Below are 825 nucleotides of genomic sequence, written 5' to 3'. Positions count from 1 at the left end.
CCCGCCTAGAGCGCCGTAGAGGGTCTTCCACGGCCCGTGGCTATGGGTCTGCCTGGCGCGTGGTTGCGCGCGTGGTCCTTGAGAAACACATTGCCTCGCAAGGCTACTACTGCCCTGGCTATGGGGTAGCTCCGCATGCTGCTACTGATCTCACTGTGGACCACATCGTGCCTAGATCTAAGGGCGGCAGTGATCAGCCAGACAATCTCAGAGTGCTATGCAGAGCCTGTAACAGCAGCAAACACAACAAGTAGGCACCATTGGTTGCGCTGTGACCCCCTGTGGCTGTGAGCAGCAATTATTACACATCGTGAGCACCAATACGGACATTATGTGCAGTATGGGGGCATACAAAAGTCTGACGGTTACTCTCTGATGGACCCGGCCCCATTAAGGGGAGACATGGCTGCGAAATTTTGACCCGGGGGGTGTTGGCCAGAATGCCCTATTTTACACCTTTGGGGGTGGGTAATGGTCGCCGGACGTCCCCCCGTGCCAAATGAGCGCAAACGCAAACTCGGAAATCCTGGTCAGCGCGCTATGCCGGATCTTGCCGACGTTGGCTCCGTGGCACCTGTCGAGAATCGCCCCCCGATGCACCTGGAAGACGCCGGGCGCAAGCTCTGGGAGCGCGTCACTGGCGGTGCCCACTGGCTGGCTGACTCGGACACTCCCACACTGATCCTGCTGTGCGAGAAATACGACCGTCGCGCTGGTTTCCTCGCTGATCTGTCGCGCAGTGAGCCAGTGCTGTACACGGACAAGGGCTACGCCTATCCAAATCCTCTGGTCGGCATGCTCTCGACCATCGAGACAGAGATAGCC

At 58.7% G+C, this 825-nt stretch carries 2 protein-coding genes; both read left to right on the top strand.

The window, feature by feature from the left end:
• Nucleotides 1-59: 59 nt before the first annotated feature.
• Nucleotides 60-254: an HNH endonuclease gene (locus tag E6R62_RS42465; protein WP_136217924.1), complete on the top strand. Its 195-nt coding sequence runs from the start codon at nt 60-62 to the stop codon at nt 252-254.
• 340 nt (nt 255-594) lie between these two features.
• The coding region (locus tag E6R62_RS37590) for a hypothetical protein (protein ID WP_206308979.1) at nt 595-825 on the top strand (231 nt) is incomplete at its 3' end.

Source organism: Streptomyces sp. A1136 (assembly GCF_004795055.1).
Classification (GTDB): domain Bacteria; phylum Actinomycetota; class Actinomycetes; order Streptomycetales; family Streptomycetaceae; genus Streptomyces.
This window is presented reverse-complemented; position numbering and strand designations above follow the sequence as displayed.